The following is a 16245-nucleotide window of genomic DNA, read 5'->3' on the forward strand; positions in this document are numbered from 1 at the left end:
AAACTCCTTAGCATCAGCTTTCCATTAAAACAAAGTGTTATTGCTGTGCTTGGGTATTGGACTTGTTAACCACTTTTTGAGAGTTTTCCTCAATGGTTTTCACTAGCTTGGTAACATCATTAGTTGTTTTGACTGCTTTAGCTGGTGGAATGGCGGAGGGCCAAACTTTTATAAGTTCAGTAAAACTAGCATCGATCGCTTTGTGCGCTTCGGGATCTGCTTGAGCTACTTGACTAGAAATTCCTTTGTATAAATCATTGGCGTAAATGACAAAACCACGGGAGTCTTGATACTCAATTGGCGCGGTTATTTTACCATCTGCGATCGCAGCGCCATATTCGGAGTTAGCTGCATCTAGCAATTCGTTGATTACCTGTAGCACAAATGCCGGTTTTGAGCGTTGATCTGCTGGCAAAGCTGCGATCGCTCCGTCAACTGCTTGCACTGAAGAAGTAAAGTTAGTTTTAACTTTGTTATCTTTCGGACTAGATTTTACTAAATCTTGCAAACCCACTAATGTTGTCTTAAATTCTTTGACTTTGCGCTCATTTAATTGGTCTTCTACATCAACATAAATTTCTTCAACAGGATGTCCAATATGAGGTTCTGCTTGTTTGGGCTGATTCTGATCCAGCAGTTCTTGTGCTACCAAAAGATGACCTTTCATTAAGCCCAACTTGCTCATGTAGTCAACATCTTTTGCTTCACCCGTGAGTGCCACTTCTTGAACACCAACTTGGTCTTTAATTTGGTCAAATTGTTCTTGAGTAATTACTTTTTTCGTAACTAAATCTTCTGGGCTACCATAAGGACGACCTGCCTGGATTTTGTTAGATAAAGCTGGAACGCCTAGTTTGGCTTCGAACTTATCTAATTCTGACAAGATAGCAGTGTTAATGTTAATTTTTTCTTTGCCACCATGACCACTATGACTGTTACTACTTACTGCCTCTGTAGCTGGAGTACTAACAACTGGTGCTGATGGATTTTCTGCGGTTGGTGTACTGGTACAGGAACTCAAGGTAATTATTGCCGCAGTTGCAACAGTTAAGCAGATATAACGAACTTTTATCATTTTTGCTCCTCACACCAATAAAAAGGTATTAATTGAAACATTTCAAACTGTTAGTAGAATCTAATTTGTTTGACATGTTGTAGTAGACCTTACTTTGACATATAATGAGAGTTTTTATCAACTAGTTGACTAAAACTTTAATAAATTAATTTAAGAATTTTTCACAGTATTTTGAGAGTTGCTCTCAGTAAGTACTTCAAATTGGCCCATGCAACCGTTTTCTGCGATCGCATCCTGATGGGGATGAAACATATACTTACCTGGGTAGCGAAAAGCAAATTCCAAGATATGCCTTTCCGCTACACCCATCGTAATCACATCAGTTTTCTCGCTAGGACTCATACTCATGCCATAGCGATAGACATCAAAGAAGTTGGCATGGAGATGAAAAGTCACTGCTGGATCGTATTCAATGATGTTGAGGACATACAGCCGAATCAACTGATCTTTATAAATACGAATGGGATTATGCATGTAATAGTGCGGCAGTCCATTGAAAGCATAATAATCGTTATGGCTATCATCATTTACGTCATAGCCACCCATCACTAATACAATCTCATCAGCCGGGGGACGCGGAGTAGGTGGATCAATAATAAACATCCCGTACAGTCCCTTAGCGATGTGGCGGGTAACAGGTTCAATATGGCAGTGGTATAAGTGAACGCCATAAGGTTCAGCATCAAATTCATAAATTGTGGCATTGCCATTACTGATTGGGCGAACACCATCCATTTCTGCCGGATGAACGCCATGAAAATGCAAAGAGTGAGAATGTCCCGCCTTATTGAGAAATAGTACCCGGATGCGATCGCCTTGTTTTGCCCGTAGCGTTGGCCCTGGTATGCGACCGTTTAAATCCCAGATGTTGTAAGATACAGCACTATTGAGTTTTATGATGGAAGTACCCGCAGTTAACTGAAATTCCCGGATAGTTCGCCCATTTTCTTGCTTTACCGTCCCATAATCAAAATCCCTTAACATCTTCATTGGGTTAGTAACATCGTCTGGCGCTGAACTATCGAATGGTGGCACTTTGACGATTGACTTACTTTGTAGATTTAGCACCTGCCAAAGTCCAGCTGCACCAGTCACTCCAGCACCTGCTAGGCCGAACTTTAATAATTGACGGCGGCTCCAAGGCTTTCCGTTACCTAGAACGAAGTTATCGGACATGACATTTAGTTACGGTTAGCGTCAAAAAAGAATTGCAAAATATTTGCAATTGCTTTTAAATATTAGAGGAATTGGTAATTATTGTCAATAATTTGATAAGGTTTCAAAACTACTATTTAAGTTGTTAAATTTAGAGCAAAGGAAAATTCACTTCCAGAAAATAGCTAAATTTATCAATATTAATTTAAGTGATTTATCCACTGATATCTGTATAAATAATATTCAGAATCAAGCTAACTCTTGCCTGTTGATTGCTTTATTAGTACTTAGATGTACAATAGCATCTTAAAATATTGACACAAGAAAGCAAGTGTCACTAATCTGTAGTATGTTTAATCAGCTTAGATATAACTATAAAAATCCTGTTTGATTCCTGTTCGCGCAGCGTGGCGTAGCCATATTTACTTGCGTGGATTGGGAATTGGGAAGAAAAGAAGGGATACATCCGTACTGAGTCTTGTTCAAAAATCAAATAGGAGTCCTATAGGATAAACTTTATGATAAACAGAGAATTAGTACTTACAAAACGTTTACCTCCTACAAAATATTTTCCTCCTAGTTGGTTACGATTTTTAATCATTACTTTGTTAATATTAGGGGTATTTTTTCGCTTCGCCTACCTGGATCGAAAAGTCTATTGGCACGATGAAGCTTATACTTCATTACGAATTTCTGGTTACACTAAAACAGAATTTGTTCAACAAGTTTTTAATGGGCGAGTGTTTGCTGTTGGAAATATACAAAAATATCAACAGCCTAATTCTGACAAAGGTTTAATCGATACAGTAAACTCTTTGGCGGTGGAAGATGCCCAACATCCTCCACTTTATTACGTGATGGTTAGATTATGGACGCAATTTTTTGGCAATTCAGTAGCCACTACAAGAAGCTTGTCAGCCATAATTAGCCTGCTAGCCTTTCCTTGCATTTATTGGTTGTGCTTAGAATTATTTCAGTCATCCATAACAGCATGGATAAGTGTAGCCCTTCTAGCAGTTTCACCCTTTCATGTGCTGTACGCCCAAGAAGCAAGGGAGTTTGGTTTGTGGGTGGTTACTATTTTGCTAGAGAGTGCTGTACTGCTGCGAGCAATAAGGCTTGGTAGCAAGAAGCTTTGGGGGATTTATGCAGTAACAGTTGCATTAGGATTGTACACCTTTTTGTTTTCTGGTTTACTAGCGATCGCCTACGGTATTTATATATTTGCCATTGAACGCTTTCGATTTACCAAAAGCGTTAAAGCTTATTTAATCGCAACTATCGCCGGATTTTTAGCTTTCGTTCCTTGGATTTTAACTGTTATTAATAGCTTGTCTGAAATTGAACGCACAACAGCTAGCGCTCAAACTAAACAATCTGTATCAGCTTTGGTTTCTGGTTGGATTGGTAATATTAGCTATTTATTTGGTGATTTCTGGCGCTACGAACCATTTTTTCCAGATTTAAATTTGCCAGTTTTGCGCTGGGGTCGATTTTTAATTCCCTTAATACTAATCTTGGTAGTATATTCATTCTTCTTTCTTTATCGTCAAGCAGAAAAACGAGTTTGGTTATTTGTTTTTATCTTATGTGGGGTAACAGCTTTAGCTCTCATATTGCCTGATTTGATTATTGGAGGTAAGCTTAGTCTCCGAGCTAGATATGTTATTCCGTGTTATGTAGGTATTCAGCTAGCTGTTGCTTACTTGCTAGCAACTCAAATTATTTCTTCTAAGTTAATCGCCCGGAAATTTTGGCAATTAGTAATGGTAATAGTAATTTCCAGTGGAATTATATCCTGTGCCGTCAGTTCTCAAGCCGAGACATGGTGGAATAAAGGCAGCCACAACAATCCTGAAATAGCTCGTATCATCAATAAAGCTAATAATCCACTATTAATTAGTAGTAATTATTCCTTAAATATCGGCGATATAATGTCTCTAATTCATCTGCTAGATCCCAAAGTGCAGATGCAATTGGTAACTGAACCAAACATACCAAACATTCCTGATAATTTCAGTAATCTATTTTTGTATAATCCTTCTAAAAGATTTCGCTCTGAGCTTGAGAAAAAATATATACTGATCGATGTTTTTCAGCATAGTAGATTGTGGCGGCTAGAACAAAAAAGCAAATAGACTTTGAATTCTCTATAATTTGGTATATTCATTAAGTAAAAATAATTATTTTCCAGCTTATAAAATTAAAATTTACTGAAAAATAAGGAAAGTAATGCTGACAAAAATTGCTGTTGAAACAATTCTTGAGCGTGCCTTGATGGGACGCGACTTATCTCCCCAAGAAGGAGTACTGTTATTACAACAAACTGAACCGGAGGCGATCGCAGCAATCCGTGCTACATCTGATACACTCCGCCATACTCAAGCAGGCGATACGGTTACATACATAATTAATCGTAATATCAACTTTACTAATATTTGTGAGCAGCATTGTAGTTTTTGTGCTTTCCGTCGAGATGAAGGTGATGTCGGCGCATACTGGTTAGACTCGGCGCAAATTTTGGAAAAAGCGACAGATGCAGTGCAACGGGGGGCGACAGAAATCTGTATGCAGGGTGGGTTAAATCCACAAGCGCTGATAAATGGTAAATCTTTACCTTACTACCTCAAGGTAGTAGAAACCATCAAACAGGAATTTCCGCAGATTCATCTCCACGCTTTTTCGCCCCAGGAAGTAGAATTTATCGCCAGACTTGATGGACTTGAGTATGCTGATGTGATTATTGCTTTACGCGATGCTGGTGTCGGCTCAATGCCAGGAACAGCAGCAGAAGTATTAGACGATGAAGTAAGGCGGATATTGTGTCCAGAGAAGATTAATACGGCTACTTGGCTAGAAATTATCAGCACCGCTCATAAATTAGGCTTACATACCACCAGCACCATGTTATCTGGGCATATTGAAACCCACGAGCAGCAAATCGGACATTTAGAAAAATTGCGATCGCTCCAAAAAACCGCCATCAATCAGGGATATCCCGCAAAGATCACAGAGTTTATTTTATTACCATTTGTTGGTCAAGAAGCGCCTAAACCCTTACGTCGCCGGGTTGGACGCGATCAACCAGTTTTAAGTGATGCGCTCTTGCTAGGCGCTGTGGCGCGGATTTACTTGGGTAACTGGATCCCCAACCATCAGCAGAGTTGGGTAAAACTGGGGCTTGCAGGTGCAACCGAAGCCCTAGTTTGGGGTTGCAACGATATCGGTGGCACATTGATGGAGGAGCATATCACCACAATGGCGGGTGCTTTAGGTGGTACGTGTATGGAAGTGGAAAGTTTGAAAACTGCGATCGCTTCTTTAGGACGACCTTACCAACAACGTGAGACTCTTTATCAAAAAGTTAGCATTTAAGAGTTAGGAGTAGCCCTTTCAAGGTGGATAAAAATTTTAGTTAAAAAATCCCTTTCCAATCTCTTTACTCTGTGTTTTCTGCACTTCTGGGGTTAAATAAATTACTTTTTAACCCCAGAGGCACAGTGATAAAAAGGATATTAAAGTATGATTCGAAAAATTTCTAACTTCTGGTTGCGTCATATACACCCTCGTTTGGCTCCCTTAATTGCGACAATCGGTATTGTTGGACTTACTAGTTGTCTTCTCATCCTTTTTGTTTTATCACAACTGGCTGAAGAGGTTCTAGAGCGAGAAGCTTTTAGATTTGATACTACTTTTCTGTTATGGCTGCATCAGTTTGCCAATCCAACTTTAGATAATTTAATGCTGTTTATTACAAATCTTGGTAATCCTACTACAGTGGTTATCGTTGTCGGCGTTAATCTATTATTACTTTGGTGGCGACGTTATCGAGAAGAAGCAAAAATTTTTATCCTTGCTTGCCTGGGAGCATTCATTTTAAATACAGGACTAAAGTTATTTTTTTCTAAACCTCGCCCGGAACTCTGGCATCAATTAATTTCTGAAAAATCTTTTAGTTTTCCTAGCGGTCATGCACTTGGTTCTATGGTGCTTTATGGCTTTATTGCTCACGAATTGGCAACTCATTATCCTCGTTTTGCCAAGTTGGTTTACAGTGTGACAGTTATTTTAATTGCTGCTGTTGGTATTAGCCGTTTATATTTAGGAGTCCATTGGCCAACAGACATAATTGCAGGTTACGGAGTCGGCTTTTTGTGGCTAATGATATGTATTACAATGCTGAAATTGCAGAGATTGAAGCAAAGAAAGTCTGTTGATTAAATAGTCTCAACCTCTCATTCTATAACTCTAAATCACAAGCTATTATTTTCCATAGACTGAAAACTGTTGCTCTCATTCTAGGTAGTAAGCCCAGAACGAGAGCATTAGCCCTTCTGAGGATTTCGTCGAATTAGCGATTGAAATCCCTACTTGTTAACTGCCGCAGGAATTTTGTCAAGTGTCTAAGCGAGAAATCTGCACTCGGTTGCTAATCGAAAAACTACCGCCTCAACAAGTAAATTTAAGTGCGCTACTGTACTCAGACGGCGAAGCAAGCTATGCGCGTAGCGTCTGGTAGAGAAGCCATAACTATGATAATTGTTTAATCAGATTTTTTAATCATCTAATTTTTTGCCCAAGATGCTTGTAAATGAACGCCTTTTAGGGAATGAAATAGCCCTTAGCAACTTCCTACTCCCCATTCAATTGATCCCCAAGTTACCAATCCAAGATACGATGGACGTTGATTTACATATTCTTCTAATTAATGCATATGAAGCGCTATTGGTCGCGTTTGCTTGCGCTGGTTTTGGTCGTAGCTATCGGCTTAATGGGCTGTTCTGGCAGTCCAGATAGTTTGACTGGGGATTATCGCCAAGATACCTTAGCTGTGGTCAATATTATGAGACAAGCTCTGGATCTATCACAAGATTCAGCAGACAAAACAGCAGTTCAAGCAGAAGCGCGTCAGAAAATTAATGACTTTTCGGCTCGCTATCAGCGAGTTAACTCTGTTTCTGGACTTGGCTCCTTTACAACCATGCGGACAGCCCTTAATTCTCTGGCTGGACACTACAGTTCCTACCCAAATCGTCCCGTACCTGAAAAACTCAAAAATCGTTTAGAGAAAGAATTACAACAAGTTGAAGCAGCGCTAAAGCGTGGCGGTTAACTTTTAACTAAGTAGAGCGGCGTGAATAATTCAAGGTTTGTAGTGAGGACTTTAGTCCTCTTTTAAGGACTAAAGTCCTCACTACGGACTAATCTCAATATTTTGATTGAGACTTTTCTAGCTAAAAGCCTTTTCACAGTTAAACTTACTTCGTATCCATCCAATTTTCACCGACACGCGCCTCTACCAGCAACGGCACGCTCAACTGAACTGCATTTTCCATCACCAACTTAATTTGCGGTTGCAATTCTTCCCACTCATCAGGAGGGATTTCAAACACTAATTCATCGTGAACTTGCAACAATAAACGGGCCTGATAGTTCTTCAAAACCTCATGCAGCCTTACCATTGCAATTTTGATAATATCAGCGTTAGAACCTTGAATTGGTGCATTAGCAGCCGAGCGTAATAAACCCGCATCATAAGCGCCCAAATTCTTCAACTTACTCAGATCGATATCTTCTGGTTTACTGCCTTTTAATTTACGTAAACTATTAATAGTAAAATCAAAGTAACGACGACGACCGAGAATAGTTTCTACATAACCAAGAGCGATCGCTTCTTTTTTGACTTGCTCCAAATATGCAAAAACTTTAGGATATCTTTCATTAAATCGTTTAATGAACTCGTTGGCAACGTTCTTATCTATCCCAGTTGAGCGCGAAAATCTGAGAGAACCCATTCCATAAATCACGCCAAAATTAATAGTTTTTGCTATCCCTCGTTCTTCTGAGGTTATATTTTCTTTTTCAAAAACTAACCGCGCAGTAACAGTGTGAACATCTTCATTTTGTTGATATGCTTGCACTAAGATCGGCTCTTGACTTAAATGAGCCAAAATTCGCAGTTCAATTTGCGAGTAATCAGCAGCCACCATTAACCAACCAGGTTCTGGCAAAAACGCCTTCCGAATTTGGCGACTAAAAGCTGTACGAATGGGAATATTTTGCAAATTCGGATTAGAAGAAGATAACCTACCAGTTGATGTTGCTGCTTGATTAAAATCAGTATGTACCCTTTGGGTATCTGGACGCACCAATACAGGTAAGGCATCAACATAAGTAGACTTTAATTTAGATAGAGTGCGATACTCAATGATCGCCTCAACAAAACCACTTTTATCATCTTCTTGGAGTTTTTCTAGTGTTGCTGCATCTGTAGAGAAGCCCGTTTGAATTTTACGAGAATGTTTGGTGCTTAATCCCAACTTTTCAAACAATATTTGGCTCAATTGCTTAGGAGAACCTAAGTTAAAATTTTCCCCAGCTATTTCAGTTGCTTTTTCTTTTAACCTGGCTAACTCAGTTTCTAAATGCTGCGAAAGTTCTTTTAAATAAGCAGAATTGATGCGAACACCCGTGTATTCCATTTGGGCTAAAACTGCTTCTAGTGGCTGTTCTACTTCCACTAATAGCTTAGACAAAGTTGGAATTTGCTCCAGTTCCTCACGCAATTTCGGTACTAACCCAAAGGTAGAATAAGCATCCATACCGCAGTAATCTGCAACGGCGGGAATATCTATATCAGCGATGGTTTTGCCTTTAGGAACTAAATCTAAATAACTTTTTGCTATCAATCCCAAATATCGTTGTCCTAAATCCATCAAATTGTGACTAGAATCTGGATTTAGAATGTAACTTGCCAGCATGGGATCAAACACAACTCCTGCCAAGTTAATTCCTTGACATTTTAGAACTAAGCGGTCAAATTTAGCATTCTGTAAAGCTTTAGGATAATCAACGCTTTCAAGAATTGGGCGTAATGCTTCTAACACCAAGCCTTTGTTTAAATTTTCCCCCGTTTTATGTCCTACAGGAATATAGGCTACTTCATCTGGTTCTGTTCCCCAACAGCAACCAATTCCTACTAACTCAGCATCTCTTGGTTCTAAAGCAGTAGTTTCAGTATCCCAAGCAACGGGAATTTGTGGGCTAGTAAATGTTTCCAAAAGTTTGACTAACTCAGTTAGTTTAGTTTCGGTGTTGATGATGCGTGGTGTAATGGGAGAAATGGATTGTTGTGGAACTGCTGCTGTATCACTAGCACTGAAAAACCACAAATCATTATCTTCATCATCTCTGAATTCTGAGTTAGGATTAATTACTTCTGTTTTGACTTCTTGCGTTTTTTCAATTTGGCCACCAAAACGTTGCTGTAGGTCATTTATTTTCCCTAAAAAAGACTTGAATTCTAATTTTTCTAAAATGGGGGATAAAACGCTTGTATCAAATCCTTTTAATTCACAATCTTCTAAATTAAGTTCTATAGGGACATCTAAAACTATGGTTGCCAAATAACGAGACTTATCGGCATCTTCTTTACCACTTGCCAGTTTTTTCTGAGTCGCGCCTTTAATTTCATCTAATGCAGCATAAATATTATCAAGGGAACCATAAGTATTTAGCAGCTGTACTGCTGTCTTTTCTCCAATTCCTTTGACTCCAGGAATATTATCTGATTTATCACCACAAAGAGCTTTGAAATCGACAATTTGTGAAGGTAAAACACCCATTTTTTCTTTGACTTGTTCTGCTTCAAATTCCGTAATGCTATTTGTAGAGCGCTTGAGGGCATCTGGACTAAAATTCAGAACAGTGATTTCTTTATCAGAATCGATCAGTTGAAATAAATCGCGATCGCCAGTCAGGATCTTCACCCTATACCCAGCAGCAGTTACTCGCTGTGCTAAGGTTCCCAATACATCATCTGCCTCGTAACCAGGGGCAGTAAAAATTGGTAGATTGAAGCCATTCAGTAACTCATGCAAGTTTGCTAAGTCGGGAATGAAGTCTTCTGGCGTTTCTTTGCGATCGGCTTTATAAGTCTCATCAGCTTCATGGCGAAAAGTCGCCTCACCCAAATCAAAAGCGATCGCCATTGCTTGAGGCTGTTGTGTTGCCATTACCTCTAGCAGGCACTTCACAAAACCAAAACAGATACTCGTCGGAATCCCTGCTTTAGTACGTAGTCCTCCATCTCGCCCTTTGGCGAAAGCAAAGTACGAACGATACGCGAGGGAGTGTCCATCTACGAGGATGAACGTGGGACGTGTTGCAGTTACAGAAGTAAAAGTTTCAGACATAGCCCTATTTTAGCCAGAAGCTTTGTCACATAGTTAGCAATTTCAGATGCTAGTTCAGCTTTGCTTGGGCGACAATAACGTAGTTTTTGCATGGCAATTACTTTAATGTCTAATTCTAGACTGTATTATGCCTAAGTATTTACAGCTTTAGTACGGAAGCCTAGTAGAACAAACTTTTGGCAGAGATACTACCCTAATTAAGTATGTGAGATTAAGATAGTAACTAGATAATAACTTGATTCCGACTTATGCTGAGAAGCCGAGGATCTATCTCCTGAGCGTTGTTTACTTTTCACGAGCCAAAAAAACTAGCTTAATATTTCGGTATAAAATTACCACTGGCCTAATCGGCCTTCAAGTTGCATGATTAGGGCGGGCAAGATGCCTACCCCATAAGATACGGAGAAAATTTTAATATTGGAAATTAAATGTGTTTTACCTTATCAAAGTCTCTTTTCCTTAATAAAACTTTATATGTAGTAGGTAAAAGGTAGATTTGTCGAAGGAACTGGGACATAAAAACTTTACATAAAGTTACGTAATTTTATCAATCCTGTAAGCAAAGTTTCAGAGTTAGAAATAACTTAGTAATCCTGTAATGATTCGTTTAGAAAAGCATCTTCCATCATGACAACAAAACTATTGAACACTCTAGCTGCTGCTACAACTTTGGCAGGGATTGTTGCGGTATCTGGCGCAGCTAATGCAGCTTCTCTTTCCTACACTGCTTCCAGTAATTACGAGTTTACAGATATCATTGATTCACCTTTGAGTGTCCAAAAATTTGACTCATCTTTGGGTACTCTTAAGGGTGTAACGATAAGTTTTACTGGCGACATACTTGGAAATGCAGGTTTTGAAAACAGGAGTCCAACCCCGACTACGGTGACAGTAAATCTTGCTAGTGAACTCAGCTTAAAACTAAATAATCAGTCTCTATTTGCGATCAACCCACAAGATATATCGACTTATCAAGCTGCTAAATATGACGGCACCACTGATTATAGTGGCACCTCTGGAAAGACTATTGCTAACTTAACTGCCACACAATCTGCAACTCAGTCTTTCACCAATACCCAATTTTTGCAGTCTTTCACTGGTAATGGCGACATAAGCTTTTTGTTCTCAGCTTTAGCCAACTCAGTAGTTACGGGTTCTGGCAACATGAGATCCTATATTGATACTTATGCCAAAGCAGATATCAAAGTAACTTATGACTACGATGAGGCAAAAGCAGTACCTGAGCCTTCTGCCACACTGGGAATTGGTTTAATTGCTGGGCTTTGTTTGTTGTCACAACGCAAAAAAAGCTGGATCAAGATGTTTAATTAATAGACTTTCTTGAATAGGTAGATTTCTTCTATCCTATCTATCAAGCAGACTATCTAATTTAAATTAAAAAACCCGATTTTTTCGAGAATCGGGTTTTTTATTGTGCCTATTAGGCTGAATTTTTAATAAGATTTAAAAAATCCTATTCTTGGCGATCGCCATAAACAATTATTGATGTGAAGTGGTTGATTACAGAACCCAATTTTTTATATACTCCCTACTGGTCGCCAGAGCCTGTTAACCTCTTACTGGAACCTAAAATTTAGGAAATTATGCCGAAAGCATCTACTGATAATCAGGCTGCTGCAAAAGATATTAAACTACTAGTTTTGGATATAGATGGCACGATCGCTGGACACTCTAACACTATCAGCGAACCTGTAAAGCAAGCAATCTTTGCAGCGCAAGCACAAGGAATTAAAGTGGCGATCGCTACAGGTAGAATGTATCGTTCAGCTTTACGTTTTCACCAAGACATCGGCTCTACCTTACCATTAATGGCTTATCAGGGAGCCTGGATTCAAGACCCAATTGCCCAAAAAATTCATCGCCATTGGGTTGTTTCCAGAGAAATCGCCCAGCAGTTACTCGACTATTTTGAAAAGCCTGAGTTGCGATCGCTTTTATCTGTCCACTTTTACATTAACGATCAGCTATATGTCCGTGAATTAACCAGAGAAACCCAAATTTATGCAGAACGTTCTGGTATTATCCCAATTCCCGTTGGTGATTTACGCCAGACCTTAACAAATGAACCGACAAAAATTCTCGCTTTGTCTGATGACATAGATGTAATCGACAAACTATTGGGGAATTTGCGCCGCCAATACACGCCTGCTGAACTTTATCTCACAACATCTGTTGCTACCTTCTTTGAAGCAACTAACGCCTCTGTAAATAAGGGTACTGCTGTACGTTATTTAGCTGAAGAATTATTGGGATTACAGATAGCCAACGTTATGGCGATTGGCGATAACTTTAATGATGTGGAAATGCTGGAGTCTGTTGGACTTGGTGTAGCTATGGGAAACGCACCCGAAGGAGTGCAAGCGATCGCGCGGTGGGTAGCTCCTAGTGTAGAGGAAGACGGAGCAGCAGTCGCAATTGAAAAGTTTTTGCTGTAATGAGGCTACTTTTTCGAGCGTAAACTCTATAAATCAGAAAGGACACCGACGACTGGCCGTGTTTCGTCTCGGTGCCCTAGCTGGTTCGCTCCTCACACACCTGCTAATGTAGCCGAGGTGATGCATTGAGTCAATAGCTATTATAAAAGTTTTTATTTTTACCTAAGCGACATCACCGATTTATAACTCTAATGGTGCAAAAACACCTAAGTTCTCTTCTAGTACGTGTCTTAATAGTGACTGAGTAGCCATAAGTAATCCGAGTCTGGCTTGGGCTAGCTCTGGCAATGTAATTTTCACCTCACCCCAAATCCGGCAATTACACCAGAAGTTGTCAAAAGCTTGACTCAAATTTAGCGCTACTTTTTCCCAGTTCACAGAATCACTAATATCAGGGCACTCTATGCTGTCTACTACTTGTATCAATTCGCTAATGAGACCACGCTCATCTGGATGATTCAGCCGTAGTGTTTGATCGCAGTTAAGCCAAGGTAGAGGGTTAGGAGAGATAACATCCCAAAAAGCTGGACTGGTATTTGTAACAGGTTGTTTAAGTTTAATCAATCCCTCTCGGTGAGCCAGCAACACTAGCGAACAGCAACGTGCATGGGCGTGCTGAACAGCAAATAATGAATTGGGGATTGGAGATTGAGGATTGGGCAGAAAAGGCAAAGGGGAAGAATTAAAATTACCTCTTTCCCCCCTGCTCCCTGCTCCCTGCCCCCTTGCCTCTTCTCTCTCTGTCCCGACTGCAAGACTTTGTAACCAAGTTGCTAAGGTCAAATGAGTCAATTCAAAATGTATCCAGCCAGGAGGAACAATTTGGATGGTAAAAACGTCACCACAAGTCCTTAATAAATCAGATGCGATCGCACTGGCAAGCTCCATAGTTTTCCAATTCTGAGATTTTGACAGTTGCAGAGCCAGACTTGAGATATATAAAACTTTATTCTTATATCTATCTTTATATAGAGGAATTCTTGCACCTTTTATGCATACATTATCTATTTGATAAGTACCAATGCTTAGTACTTTTATTATATAACTATTTAATAACTGTTTAATTGATGTATATTTATTAGTTGGTAATTTATAATGCACGTAATTTTATTTAAATAATCATGTAATATATATTAGTTACTTTTCTGTCATCTATCTTGGGATATAAACTTAATTTAGATGAAGAAAAATGAGAAGAGGATAAAATTTGATGAATAATCGATGAATAGTAAGTAAACTTTACTACCATCATTGTACAGTAGGAAGTATAACAAAAGAGTAGAGAGTAATTTGCTTTCTATTCTTTGGATTGGCTGGCGCTGTTAGGCGTTAAGCCTCGCCAACACAAAGACACTCCTTGCACCTTTTGATCACGTCTTTGTCTTCAGCCGAACGCTCTTTGTTACCTATGCAATCTCCATCCTCCTTTTCTGAGGCATCACGGCCTTTTTTAACTTGGCAACGAATTCTTGACTGGGCTCAAGAACACTATCGATGCCGTACCTTTAGCAAAGATGAGCGCATTCCAGCCCGGCCTGGATTGCTATATTTGGTGCAAAGGGGTGCGATCCGCATGGTAGGAACTGCCCAAGTTAGTGCAACAGCTAGTCAGCTAACGTCTCGACGAATCAACAGAACCCCAGAAGAAGCGTTCTTGGGTTTTGTGGGAGCGGGACAGCCATTTGAAATTGTTGCTCAGTCGCCATTCACACTCCAGGCTTACGCCCACGTTGACCAAACTGCGGTGTTGTGGATGTACTGGCATGACCTAGACAACTGGCCCCACTTCCGTCGTGAAGTTATGGATGCCTTCAGGTATCAGCACCAGCGTAAGCTACTGTGGCTGAGTGCCTTGGGACAACGCCGCACAATTGACCGACTATTAGGATTTCTCACATTGTTAATCGAGGAATATGGAGAGCCAGCAATGAGCGACACCGATCCTGATGTGATTCGCGGCTATTGTCTGCCTTTCCCCCTCACCCATGCCCAAATTGGTAGCGCGATTGGTTCGACCCGCGTCACCGTCACCCGCTTGATGGGTAAGCTACGTCAACGCGGCTTAATCCTCACCCAAGGGGATAATTTAATTTGCTTACCAGCAGAATCGATTAATAGAGCTGGTTAAAGCAGAGTTCAGAGCGGCGATTTCCGCCACTCTGCTTGAGTGCAATCGCAGTTGTCAGCGAATTTTGACAAACCCAGCTTGGGTAATCAGTTCCTGTCCCTGCTCAGTCAGCAGTAAGTTGGCGTAAGCGACACCTGCTTGCTGCTCAGTCTGACTATTCTGTTTGACCACCACAAACAGATTGCGGGTAATCGGGTATTTTCCTGATTGGAAAGCCTCAATATTCAATTTGTTTCGTTTACCAGGACATTCAGACGGGAGGACAAATGTTTCTTGGTAAGGAGCAATATATTGCCCTTGCGTCCGCCCCAACGCCAAGGGTTTGATTGAGCATTGAGGAACCACTTCTGGGGCAGAAGCGTAGTAAATACCACCAGAACTACCAGCCAATTTTTGCAAGGCTTGGGTGGTTGTAGAGATAAATTCCACATTGGGGCTAAAAGCTTGACCACCCAAAATGTCTTGGACAAAAAGTTCTACAGTACCGCCATCAGTAATGCGGCGAGAATAGGGCTGAATCGGGATATTGGGGCCACCCACCTGGCTCCAATTATTAATTTTGCCTGTGTAAATTGACTTTAATTGGTCTACCGTCAGTCCTGGGATGTTGAGATTGGGGTTAACTGCTACTGCTAAACCATCAATAGCTACAGGAATTTGTTTCAAACTGAATCCGCGTTGCCGGGCACGGCTTAGTTCCTGGTCTAAAACTGGTCGAGAGGACTGAACAAAGGCTAGTTGTCCATCTATCAGTGACTGGATGCCAGTACCAGAGCCAGGAGAGGCATTACTGGGTTCTACATAGCGTAGCCGAAACTCTGGTCGCGCGGCTTGAATTGGTGAATCAACTACTAGGCGAATCGGTGCCCATGATGTACTGCCTCCGTAATTGAATAATCCTGTAGGAACATCCTTTACTGAAGTGAAAGTATTGCCACTAGGTTGTTCTGAGCCAGCTTGGGGCGTTTTTGTGCTATCAGAATTAATTGCATTTAGGTCAACACCAGACTTTCTACTAAACCACCAATAACCACCAGCTATTAACCCGGCTGTGATTAGGATGGATAAAACAAGAATAGGTATTTCGTTTTTTTGAGACATAGTAAATTACCCGTGCGTCCATTCAATATAAGTGCTTAACTTGATAGGTGCTTGCTACTTGAGATTGTATTGGCAGGACGGGTGTTTTGTTAGTGAATTATGACAAATCCTAACTTCTGATTATTTTAGGGTTCT

At 40.3% G+C, this 16245-nt stretch carries 12 protein-coding genes; 7 read left to right on the plus strand and 5 right to left on the minus strand.

What is annotated here, in order from left to right; translation table 11 throughout:
• Positions 1–37: 37 nt before the first annotated feature.
• Together VB732_RS09810 and VB732_RS09815 are read right to left on the minus strand one after the other, a co-directional pair.
• The gene (locus tag VB732_RS09810) at positions 38–1075 is read right to left on the minus strand and encodes a helix-hairpin-helix domain-containing protein (RefSeq protein WP_323230635.1); all 1038 of its coding nucleotides are present in this window, start codon (positions 1073–1075) and stop codon (positions 38–40) included.
• A 150-nt stretch (positions 1076–1225) separates the two neighbouring features.
• A complete protein-coding gene (locus VB732_RS09815) occupies positions 1226–2251 on the minus strand; it encodes a multicopper oxidase domain-containing protein (RefSeq protein WP_323230636.1) in 1026 nt (341 codons plus the stop codon).
• Between the two features lie 497 nt (positions 2252–2748).
• Here VB732_RS09815 and VB732_RS09820 point away from each other — a divergent pair, with 497 nt between their 5' ends.
• From VB732_RS09820 to psb27, 4 genes are all read left to right on the plus strand, one after another.
• On the plus strand, positions 2749–4368 hold the full coding sequence (locus VB732_RS09820) for a glycosyltransferase family 39 protein (protein WP_323230637.1): 1620 nt from the start codon (positions 2749–2751) through the stop codon (positions 4366–4368).
• A 94-nt stretch (positions 4369–4462) separates the two neighbouring features.
• Complete coding sequence (gene cofH / locus VB732_RS09825; RefSeq protein ID WP_323230638.1) at positions 4463–5605, plus strand: 7,8-didemethyl-8-hydroxy-5-deazariboflavin synthase subunit CofH; 1143 nt, start codon at positions 4463–4465, stop codon at positions 5603–5605.
• Positions 5606–5752: 147 nt separating this feature from the next.
• Entirely contained in the window at positions 5753–6451 is a 699-nt protein-coding gene (locus VB732_RS09830) for a phosphatase PAP2 family protein (protein ID WP_323230639.1), read from the plus strand.
• Between the two features lie 487 nt (positions 6452–6938).
• Positions 6939–7343 carry a photosystem II protein Psb27 gene (gene psb27 / locus VB732_RS09835; RefSeq protein ID WP_323230641.1) on the plus strand — a complete coding sequence of 135 codons (405 nt, stop codon included), beginning with the start codon at positions 6939–6941 and terminating at the stop codon, positions 7341–7343.
• Between the two features lie 145 nt (positions 7344–7488).
• On the opposite strand, the gene polA is transcribed toward psb27, so the two are convergent.
• The gene (gene polA / locus VB732_RS09840) at positions 7489–10425 is read right to left on the minus strand and encodes a DNA polymerase I (protein WP_323230642.1); all 2937 of its coding nucleotides are present in this window, start codon (positions 10423–10425) and stop codon (positions 7489–7491) included.
• A 627-nt stretch (positions 10426–11052) separates the two neighbouring features.
• On the opposite strand from polA, the gene VB732_RS09845 reads away from it, so the two are divergent.
• Both VB732_RS09845 and VB732_RS09850 read left to right on the plus strand, forming a co-directional pair.
• On the plus strand, positions 11053–11757 hold the full coding sequence (locus VB732_RS09845; protein ID WP_323230643.1) for a PEP-CTERM sorting domain-containing protein: 705 nt from the start codon (positions 11053–11055) through the stop codon (positions 11755–11757).
• A gap of 272 nt (positions 11758–12029) precedes the next feature.
• Positions 12030–12881 carry a Cof-type HAD-IIB family hydrolase gene (locus tag VB732_RS09850; protein WP_323230644.1) on the plus strand — a complete coding sequence of 284 codons (852 nt, stop codon included), beginning with the start codon at positions 12030–12032 and terminating at the stop codon, positions 12879–12881.
• Between the two features lie 180 nt (positions 12882–13061).
• Here VB732_RS09850 and VB732_RS09855 read toward each other — a convergent pair whose 3' ends face one another.
• On the minus strand, positions 13062–13769 hold the full coding sequence (locus VB732_RS09855) for a DALR anticodon-binding domain-containing protein (protein WP_323230645.1): 708 nt from the start codon (positions 13767–13769) through the stop codon (positions 13062–13064).
• Between the two features lie 520 nt (positions 13770–14289).
• Between VB732_RS09855 and VB732_RS09860 the strand changes: the two genes are divergently transcribed.
• Entirely contained in the window at positions 14290–15009 is a 720-nt protein-coding gene (locus tag VB732_RS09860; protein ID WP_012412419.1) for a Crp/Fnr family transcriptional regulator, read from the plus strand.
• Positions 15010–15063: 54 nt separating this feature from the next.
• Here VB732_RS09860 and VB732_RS09865 read toward each other — a convergent pair whose 3' ends face one another.
• Positions 15064–16110, minus strand: coding sequence for a PstS family phosphate ABC transporter substrate-binding protein (locus tag VB732_RS09865; protein WP_323230646.1), 1047 nt, complete (start codon positions 16108–16110; stop codon positions 15064–15066).
• Positions 16111–16245: the final 135 nt, after the last annotated feature.

The organism is Nostoc sp. UHCC 0252 (assembly GCF_034931145.1).
Lineage (GTDB): Bacteria > Cyanobacteriota > Cyanobacteriia > Cyanobacteriales > Nostocaceae > Nostoc.

Excerpts from the sequence above, each read along its gene's own strand:
- VB732_RS09845 (WP_323230643.1), top strand. The coding sequence starts at position 11,053 with ATGACAACAAAACTATTGAACACTCTAGCTGCTGCTACAACTTTGGCA.
- VB732_RS09865 (WP_323230646.1), bottom strand. The coding sequence starts at position 16,110 with ATGTCTCAAAAAAACGAAATACCTATTCTTGTTTTATCCATCCTAATC.
- VB732_RS09815 (WP_323230636.1), bottom strand. The coding sequence starts at position 2,251 with ATGTCCGATAACTTCGTTCTAGGTAACGGAAAGCCTTGGAGCCGCCGT.
- psb27 (WP_323230641.1), top strand. The coding sequence starts at position 6,939 with ATGCATATGAAGCGCTATTGGTCGCGTTTGCTTGCGCTGGTTTTGGTC.
- VB732_RS09855 (WP_323230645.1), bottom strand. The coding sequence starts at position 13,769 with ATGGAGCTTGCCAGTGCGATCGCATCTGATTTATTAAGGACTTGTGGT.
- VB732_RS09810 (WP_323230635.1), bottom strand. The coding sequence starts at position 1,075 with ATGATAAAAGTTCGTTATATCTGCTTAACTGTTGCAACTGCGGCAATA.
- VB732_RS09830 (WP_323230639.1), top strand. The coding sequence starts at position 5,753 with ATGATTCGAAAAATTTCTAACTTCTGGTTGCGTCATATACACCCTCGT.
- VB732_RS09820 (WP_323230637.1), top strand. The coding sequence starts at position 2,749 with ATGATAAACAGAGAATTAGTACTTACAAAACGTTTACCTCCTACAAAA.
- cofH (WP_323230638.1), top strand. The coding sequence starts at position 4,463 with ATGCTGACAAAAATTGCTGTTGAAACAATTCTTGAGCGTGCCTTGATG.
- VB732_RS09860 (WP_012412419.1), top strand. The coding sequence starts at position 14,290 with ATGCAATCTCCATCCTCCTTTTCTGAGGCATCACGGCCTTTTTTAACT.
- polA (WP_323230642.1), bottom strand. The coding sequence starts at position 10,425 with ATGTCTGAAACTTTTACTTCTGTAACTGCAACACGTCCCACGTTCATC.
- VB732_RS09850 (WP_323230644.1), top strand. The coding sequence starts at position 12,030 with ATGCCGAAAGCATCTACTGATAATCAGGCTGCTGCAAAAGATATTAAA.